Annotated in this window: 8 protein-coding genes; 7 read left to right on the top strand and 1 reads right to left on the bottom strand. The window is 54.7% G+C overall.

The annotated features are described in order from the left end of the window. The first annotated feature begins 481 nt into the window (after window positions 1–481). The 7 genes from Poly21_RS12485 to Poly21_RS12460 all read left to right on the top strand — a co-directional run bounded on the left by Poly21_RS12485 (window position 482) and on the right by Poly21_RS12460 (window position 7299). Window positions 482–961: a DUF1579 domain-containing protein gene (locus Poly21_RS12485; RefSeq protein ID WP_146407353.1), complete on the top strand. Its 480-nt coding sequence runs from the start codon at window positions 482–484 to the stop codon at window positions 959–961. Window positions 962–970: 9 nt separating this feature from the next. Continuing rightward, a complete protein-coding gene (locus Poly21_RS12480; RefSeq protein WP_146407352.1) occupies window positions 971–1882 on the top strand; it encodes a YciI family protein in 912 nt (303 codons plus the stop codon). A 28-nt stretch (window positions 1883–1910) separates the two neighbouring features. Next, the gene (locus Poly21_RS27480) at window positions 1911–2045 is read left to right on the top strand and encodes a VOC family protein (protein WP_302118782.1); all 135 of its coding nucleotides are present in this window, start codon (window positions 1911–1913) and stop codon (window positions 2043–2045) included. A gap of 1632 nt (window positions 2046–3677) precedes the next feature. After that, a complete protein-coding gene (locus Poly21_RS12475; RefSeq protein WP_146407351.1) occupies window positions 3678–4292 on the top strand; it encodes a hypothetical protein in 615 nt (204 codons plus the stop codon). A 327-nt stretch (window positions 4293–4619) separates the two neighbouring features. Continuing rightward, a complete protein-coding gene (locus Poly21_RS12470; RefSeq protein WP_146407350.1) occupies window positions 4620–4826 on the top strand; it encodes a hypothetical protein in 207 nt (68 codons plus the stop codon). 110 nt (window positions 4827–4936) lie between these two features. Further along, window positions 4937–6274: a hypothetical protein gene (locus tag Poly21_RS12465; RefSeq protein ID WP_146407349.1), complete on the top strand. Its 1338-nt coding sequence runs from the start codon at window positions 4937–4939 to the stop codon at window positions 6272–6274. Window positions 6275–6297: 23 nt separating this feature from the next. Further along, a complete protein-coding gene (locus Poly21_RS12460; RefSeq protein WP_146407348.1) occupies window positions 6298–7299 on the top strand; it encodes a hypothetical protein in 1002 nt (333 codons plus the stop codon). A 78-nt stretch (window positions 7300–7377) separates the two neighbouring features. Here the strand turns inward: Poly21_RS12460 and Poly21_RS28305 are convergent, their stop codons facing one another. Further along, window positions 7378–7500 (bottom strand): transposase, encoded by a 123-nt coding sequence (locus Poly21_RS28305; protein WP_146407347.1) that lies wholly within the window; start codon window positions 7498–7500, stop codon window positions 7378–7380.

The following is a 7500-nucleotide window of genomic DNA, read 5'->3' as shown; positions in this document are numbered from 1 at the left end:
CACCCGCAGACGTTATCGGCGACCTCGAAACCAAATCGCCAATTCCGCCCAGGAAAAGGGAACAGAGCGAAAGGAGAGAGAGGCAGCACTTCAGCGAGGTGCGGTTATTTGATACCTGCAAATCCCCCACGCTACGAGAGTTATCTCGCGCGAGCATTTGCCTCAACCAGCCCATGCTTGGCGAGGAATGCTACGCCACCAAGCAACCGGTCGCGGTTCGTCCCCTCACTCGACCCTCCAATTCGGGACCGGACAGCTTTGTTTCCGTCCGGACAACTTGGTTCCCGTCCAAAAAAATGCCAGCTGGAAAATTTCCAAATTTTTTTTCCTGGGGGTGTCGATGGTACGAATCGTCAAACGACCACTGATGATTCAGAGCTGGACACACTTACGAAAGTCTGAGCCGCAGCCAGTTAGCGCCAACTAACGCACGCGGAATGCGCTAGCTAGCACGCGTTTCATCAAAACAAGAGAAATATGAATGTTTGCAAAACCACAAAAGGAACACCAATGGCTCGGCCAACTTCTGGGCGATTGGACGTTTGAGCACAATTGCCAGATGCCAGACGGCAGCCACACGAACACCCCCGGAACCATGACTTGTCGATCGCTTGGCGGGCTGTGGCTGATCTGTGAAAGCAGTGGCACGTCTGCCGACGGTGACACTTGGTCGTCAATCATGACGCTGGGTTTCGATCCCCACCAGGAACAATATGTCGGCACATTTATCGGTTCGATGATGGCAAACATCTGGCCGTATCAGGGCGTGTTGGACGAGTCAGGAAAACGATTGCCACTGGAATCGCAGGGGCCCAAATTCGATGGCAGCGGAGTTGGCAAATATCGCGACACGATCGAGATCGTCGACGCCGATACCTGGCTGTTTCTCAGCGAACTTCAATCCGACGATGGCCAGTGGGTGCAATTCATGACCGGGAAACATTGCCGCAAGACCAACTAAGGACAAAAGATGAAATTCGTTTGCATGGGATTCATTTCCGAATCAAAACTGCAGTCCTTGTCCGCCGAAGAAGGCCAGCGAATGATGGACCGTTGTTTCGCCTACGACGACGAACTGCGTCGCGGCGGTCACTTTCTTGGAGGCGAAGCTCTCCAGTCCACAATGAACGCGGTGACGCTGCGCACGAAAAACGGTTCAGTCGACGTGACCGATGGTCCATACGCCGAGACCAAAGAAATGCTCGGCGGGATTCTGCTGCTCGAAGCTCGCGACATGGATCATGCCGTCGCATTGATGTCGCAACATCCCGGCGTGAAAATGGGGCCATTCGAGATTCGCCCTGCAGACGAACAAGTCAACGCTCTTATCGCCACGCGTGACGAGGCGGTGCGGGCTGAAACACCGCAGCGGGACGAAACCATTCATTCCAAAGCGACTCTGCAAGAGGCTTTGATGTTCAGCTTCGACTGGATCAAACCGCTAGCGGACGATCTGGCCGATGTACCGATGACATCGCCGACCCCCACGCCCGGCAACCACCCGCTCTGGATCATGGGGCATTTGACCTATTCGAATGCCGGACTGCTGGCAATGATCAGCGGGAACGCCAGTCCCTACGAAAACTGGTCGGACATCTTCGCTGGCGGAACACTGCCGCTTTCGGATGTCGCGAACTATCCCTCCTACACGGAGGTCGTCGATGCCTTTGATGTCACGCATCGTTCAACGCTGAGGCTACTAAAACAAATAGCCGACTCGCGATTGGCCGACCGACCGATCGCGGTCCCAGATGCCCTGCGTGATGATCCATCCTTCCAAACCATTGGTAAGGTGTTTCTGTTTATCGCCATGCACGCGATGTCGCATCGCGGTCAGTTGGCCGACGCTCGACAAGCGGCGGGAAGAAAGCCGTTTGCGTGAATTCGCTGGTCAAAGGCAAAAGACAACCATGAAACCTGCCAAGAACACGATCTGCATGCAGTACGATCGCGACGCCGTAAAGGCTACGAAGCTCTACGCTGAGACGTTTCCAGACCATCGGGTTGGCGCGATGCAGCGGGGGCGGCAACCATCGGCAGGATAGCGACGAAATCCGCAGAAATCTATTCACAGTACTGCCGACGGGGCGTTTCAAGATACCGATCGCCATCTTCATCCCGAGTCAGCAGTAACGCGTCAATGGTCAGGCCAGGAATTTCGCTCGCAAATTCCTGCTTCATATCAACGACAAACGCATCAATCTGCTCCCTGCTTTGCTTCTTCTGCGAGAGGTATAACGGATTGCCAGTCTAGTTGAAAGAAATGCTAGTAGGCACCACCGTCACGATGTTCACGTATGACGATTCGGTCTATTGGGTGGAGACGAACAAAGGTGTCTGGCAACAAATTGGAGAGTTGAGAGGACTGCGTGGGCATCCGATAACGATGTGTCGCGACCGCGGGAACGCTGTGCCTCTGTAGATCAACGCGTCGAGCGATGGATTCTATCCCGTATTGCTCACCATAGGGGCAACCGCGCGACTTTGATCAAGACAGCCGCCTATTTTTGTGGTCCAGCAGTGCTATTGTGAAGCATCTGATCCAATTTCGATATCTGGAAATTGACCAGCTCAACGACCGAGACTTTTCCTCCGAGAAAACCGTGCGTTCAGTCATGCAAGCGGCCAATTTGACACCCAATTGGCCCGGGCTCTTTAGGCCGCAGGTCCTACCACTTTACCCGCGAGGCGCCGCCAGGCGACTGGCTGATCTGCATGAACGCCACAGAATTCTAAAAGATTTGATCGAGTCGAAATAGAGGCAGCAGCCCGCCGCTGAAACGCAGGACGAGAGACAACAACCCGATGGGCACCAGGAAGCAAGGACGCCCTGGCACCGCGCGGTCAAGAAAAAACCTGCCAAAACTGGATTTTTCCGGGGTCGATGGACGCACGAAAATACACCCCAGAGGATTCGAACCTCTAACCTTCGGTTCCGTAGACTCGATTTTTCGTACCCGTAAATCACACTTTCGCAAGGGTTTACGCAGGTTATCGTCTAAATTGACTGCTTGCAATCACTTGCTGTTTGATGCAGTAAAACGCAGGGCTTTCGGGAATCGGGGTTTTGCAAACGGGATTTTTCCCGATAACTCAGGAGTGAGTATTCGACAGACGATGCGCCATGGTCAACGTGGGGCGGCTGACCCGATCTCAAACAAATTCACGCGAGCGCATTCTTGATCAATTTGTTGGGTCAGGAAAATGCCGCTGTGGGTGCCCAAGCTATCCGGCGCTCCTGCTTCAAGATCGACATCTCCAAACAAGGCTGCGAGACTGTCGAAGAATACCTCAAAAAAAAAGTGCACTCAGAACTCAGCCGTTGTATTGCGCTACGGGGCAGCCGATCGCTCACTCAATCCGCCCGGGCCAACGCCCGTCACGACCGCCGCCGACGACTTGGCGAGCAAACGTCCTGTCCAACGCCTAGGCTTTTTGGACTAAGCGCTCTCGGTGATGATTTCTAGAAGCCTCCGATAGCCGGTTGGCCTGATAGACGTGAGGGGCGTCCTCCGCTTCGGACGATCCACGAATCTGACCTGCCGCGTGATGGTGGTTCTCCTCGCCCAGTTTCGGTGTCATCGATCTCAACGTTGCCAGAGCCCCACAGCCTTTACATGCCCCCGGGAAGCTCTCTCAATCGACTAAGTGAGGCATATCCGTCCGTTCCCTGGGCCATGTCGCAGCACCATGTTGACGAGACGGCTCTGTCCTTGCACCAACCTCATCCATGGGCCAAGGAAGGTCTCGAGATCGCTAGCTGCGAAAACGACTCATGGTGTGGGTTCTTGCGACCCAAGACCGACGTTGTCGGTTGGTGGTGGTTGTGGCCGGAAACGGTTCAGTTGGTTCAGTGGTGGAAAGCTGATCTTGAGCGACGACTCAAGCGACCACTGAAGTCTTCCGAGCGAATGCTGCTGACGAGCACCGGTAGCAACCTCTACCGCGATTCATCCCGCAACGCCCAGTCCTCGTTCTCGAATAAATGGAGTCGATTGTGCTCTCGGGTTAACAAAGCTGAGGGGAAAAACGCAGTACCCGGGCTCCCCTTCGGCACGCTCAGAGACCAGATGAGCAATTGGCTGGGCGGCGATCAGAACCGTGCCGTTCTCGCCAGCGTTGCACTGGCCCACGGGATTCCCCACAAAGGCGACAAGCTGCTCTTCAAACATTATTCAAATCGCCCCTGGGCTCATCTGTTCGAAGCCCAGAAAGAATACCGCCAGTTACTTCAGCCGATCTTTGACGGGGTTCCTGACCCACTCGCAACTCACGATCCGCTCGCAGGCTAGAGCGTTGGGCTTTGGGAACCCGACTCCGCCGTTTTGGTGAGCGCGAGTGCAGTTCCGCGGGCATGTTCTTGTCCTGTCCGTGCCCGGCGGAAATCACCAGAAACGTCCTGAGGATACTGTCAGCGGATCCCATGCCTGGCCTCAGAGGTTGACTCCAATGGATCTGGGTTTCTTGATGCGGGTCTGTTTCTTTAGCTGCCGCACTTATTCAGTTGACACTGAAGGACCATTGGGTAACATGGGCCCCTGAGGGCCTTCGAGCTTCGGAGGCCTTTGGTGTTTTAACAACTCTAGACAGTCGCGAGCCGCGACGGGAACGAAAGTGCGATGAGCAAGAAAGAACCAACCGCGAAGTTAGAAGGCAAAGGCACGACGAAACAACTCAAAATTTTACTCTCGATCAATGAACACGCAGTCGTGACAGCGGCAGCCAACATGCAGGGCATGCAGGTCGGTGACTACATGAAGCGAGCCGTGATTGATCAGGCCAAGATTGACGCGAAAAAAATGAACGCGATCATTGACGCTCTTTAAAATCCGGATTTTAAAAAGAGGTTCGTAAGAACAATGTTAAATGACGCTGAGCCAGGAACGCCGAAAGCTCCAGTCCATTCACCTTAGTCCGTTAGGAAAGTTCAATCGCCATGCCGGAGTATCAGAAGAAGCCCGCCCACACACCCCGCGTGGCGGAGCACGAGGACGCCCTCGGTGAGTCCTGTGGCAAACACGAGTCCGACTACGCCCGGGAAGCCAAGTACCTCGCAGCCGTTCAAGATGTGAAAGCACTTGGACGTCGTCCCGTGGACTGGATGAAGAGGGAATTGCTTGCGGGGGCTGCGGGCGATGATCGCCGGAACTGGGCTCAACGGAAGGTTCTGAAAAACGATCCCTCATTTTTGCTCCAATCGTACGATCGAATGTCGGGAAAGGACCACAAATCCACCGTTCGCGAAGCACGAGTCTTCGACTATCTCAGCCGCTGTCATCTGCTCGCGATGCACGCGACCACCGAAGAGGGTACGACTGAATACAAGGCGGCAGCGAGGGCGACGGTCTGCACAACGAGCCTTTATCAAACGTCCACTCAAATACCCCACACGTACCGATTTGTCCGCAATAGCAACGTGTGCATAAATCCATGGGTTTGCCCTCACTGCTACGCACGAAAGATGGAAGAGGCCTTCCAAGACTCAGCGTGCCGCCTGGAGGAGCAGCGACCGAGATACATTGCTCTTCTGTCGCAAACGTGCAGCATCGCGCTCGCTGATGAGGATCTGTGCAAATCAGAGCGTGCAGCGATGAGATCATCCCTCCATTCAACAGCAGAGATGCTGGGCGGAACCGGCGGATTATGGACGGTTCAGCTGGGGCCAGTTCTGGAGCAAAAACAATTTTGGGCGGCGAACGAAGCGTGCTACGAGAATGCGGAGGAGCTTGCCCTGCGTGTCGCGGTAATGGCATATATCCCCAATTCCCTCGCCTCGCTTACGAAGTTAAAGCAGTTTTGCGTGGGAAATTACGTCGCTCCCCCTGGCGTCTACATCGACTTGGTTGAAGCCGGGCAAGTCGGGGGACTCCGGGCTGTCATGGTCAAGTGCCGAAACTCAAGCGAGCCGACGGTAAAGTTAAAGAATAACCCCCATGGCCTGTTCCACTGGCCAACGATGACCCTCTGCTCGCCGCAGCAGTGGCACACCCGATTTCACATGACTCATTCCCAGAAGTCAGTGCGGAAGTGGGGGGATTGGTGTCGGAAGCGAACGGCACGCCCTCGCGTCAAGCCTCGTTCAAGACCCCAACAAAGGCGAGAGCGACTGCTCGAAGCGGCGGGGTCCATCCTGGCCACGTCCGGCTATCCCGCAGTGCCAATTCCCGGGAGAACCATCCTGCGAAAGCTGCTTGATGATGCAGGTATCAAGGCGAGCGAACGCGACGTCCGCTGGCTCATCGCTCAAAACTTTCAGGCGGGGAGCCTATCGTGATCTACAACCTTCGAACAACCCACGTGCCATTTCTCGACAAACTGCTCGGCGGTGGCACCGCCCCGACTGGCGTCTACGGCATTTTAGGCCCAACTGGCATCGGGAAAACACATCTCGCGAGCATGATCGCATGCAATGGGGCTACCCGCGGCTCAGCTTTCCAGGACCGGTGCCACTGCTCCTTTCCCTGGGTGTTGCTCGATATCGAGACGGATTTTTGCATGCTGAAGCAGCGGGTCGTGTCGCATAGTGCAAAAGTCGCACGAGATAACTTCGGCTGCCCGTCTGATTGCATCCAACCCTACGAGCAGGCAAGACACTCAGAGTTACCACGTCACCAAGGCCAGCTTGTTTCCGAAATTGACCGTTGTAGGCATGCGCTCGAAGTGCTGTCGCGTCAGCTGCATCCGATATGCAGCGAAGACCTATATGAAAACCGTCCTAACGGTCGCAATTGTAAATTCACGGACTTTCCTGAGTGGATTGCCGCGAGTGTCGGTAGATTCAGCGCAGTGAAGCCGCTCGGCGGCATTGTCATTGACGGTGTGTGCAACGTCTGGAATTATTCATCGGAATCAAGCTCAAAGTCAGAGCGAGAGTTTATTCAAGACTTCGTCGACAAATTTTGTCGTGAGTTATCCATCCGAGAACGATGTCCGGTCTGGATCACCCATCAAGTTAGCGGCACCGCCTGTCGTGCCTCACCGTTGGCCAGTCTCTCGCATCATCACTCGGCCCGATGCAAGTCCTTCGCACGCACGCTCGATGCTTGCTTCGTTCTTGGCTCCCCTTCTAACGAGAGTATGTTCGCAATTCAGTGCACCAAGAGTAACTCAGGTTCCGCAAAACTAGATCGACTGGTCCTCAAGCACGACAGAAATTTCGCCACCATCGTCGAAGTCGACGGCTACGATGAAGACAAATACCATCAGACTTGGAAGCAGCGTCCTACAGGCAACTCGTTGCTTACCCAGGGCCAGCTGGAATCTCTTGATGAAATGCTAGAGCAACTTCGAGAAGCATAGCGTGCAGAACAGGTGAGTGGTTCACAGCACCGTTGTGTAGTTCCACTCGGGAATCGCTTGATTGTGGACAATTTGGGCTCATCCGACTAAAGCGTACTTTTTCTGATGGAGCGAATAAAGCAGTAGTTCGAAGTATTCGCGATCACGAATGCCGTAGGATTGTCGTTGGAGCGTCTTGATTTTGTTATTGGTGCCCTCCAT

The organism is Allorhodopirellula heiligendammensis (assembly GCF_007860105.1).
In the GTDB taxonomy this organism is placed as follows: domain Bacteria; phylum Planctomycetota; class Planctomycetia; order Pirellulales; family Pirellulaceae; genus Rhodopirellula; species Rhodopirellula heiligendammensis.
This window is presented reverse-complemented; position numbering and strand designations above follow the sequence as displayed.

Bases quoted from the DNA above. Each gene is read 5' to 3' on its own strand.
- Poly21_RS12485 (WP_146407353.1), top strand. From the start codon at position 482: ATGTTTGCAAAACCACAAAAGGAACACCAATGGCTCGGCCAACTTCTG.
- Poly21_RS12480 (WP_146407352.1), top strand. From the start codon at position 971: ATGAAATTCGTTTGCATGGGATTCATTTCCGAATCAAAACTGCAGTCC.
- Poly21_RS27480 (WP_302118782.1), top strand. From the start codon at position 1,911: ATGAAACCTGCCAAGAACACGATCTGCATGCAGTACGATCGCGACGCC.
- Poly21_RS12475 (WP_146407351.1), top strand. From the start codon at position 3,678: ATGTCGCAGCACCATGTTGACGAGACGGCTCTGTCCTTGCACCAACCT.
- Poly21_RS12470 (WP_146407350.1), top strand. From the start codon at position 4,620: ATGAGCAAGAAAGAACCAACCGCGAAGTTAGAAGGCAAAGGCACGACG.
- Poly21_RS12465 (WP_146407349.1), top strand. From the start codon at position 4,937: ATGCCGGAGTATCAGAAGAAGCCCGCCCACACACCCCGCGTGGCGGAG.
- Poly21_RS28305 (WP_146407347.1), bottom strand. From the start codon at position 7,500: ATGGAGGGCACCAATAACAAAATCAAGACGCTCCAACGACAATCCTAC.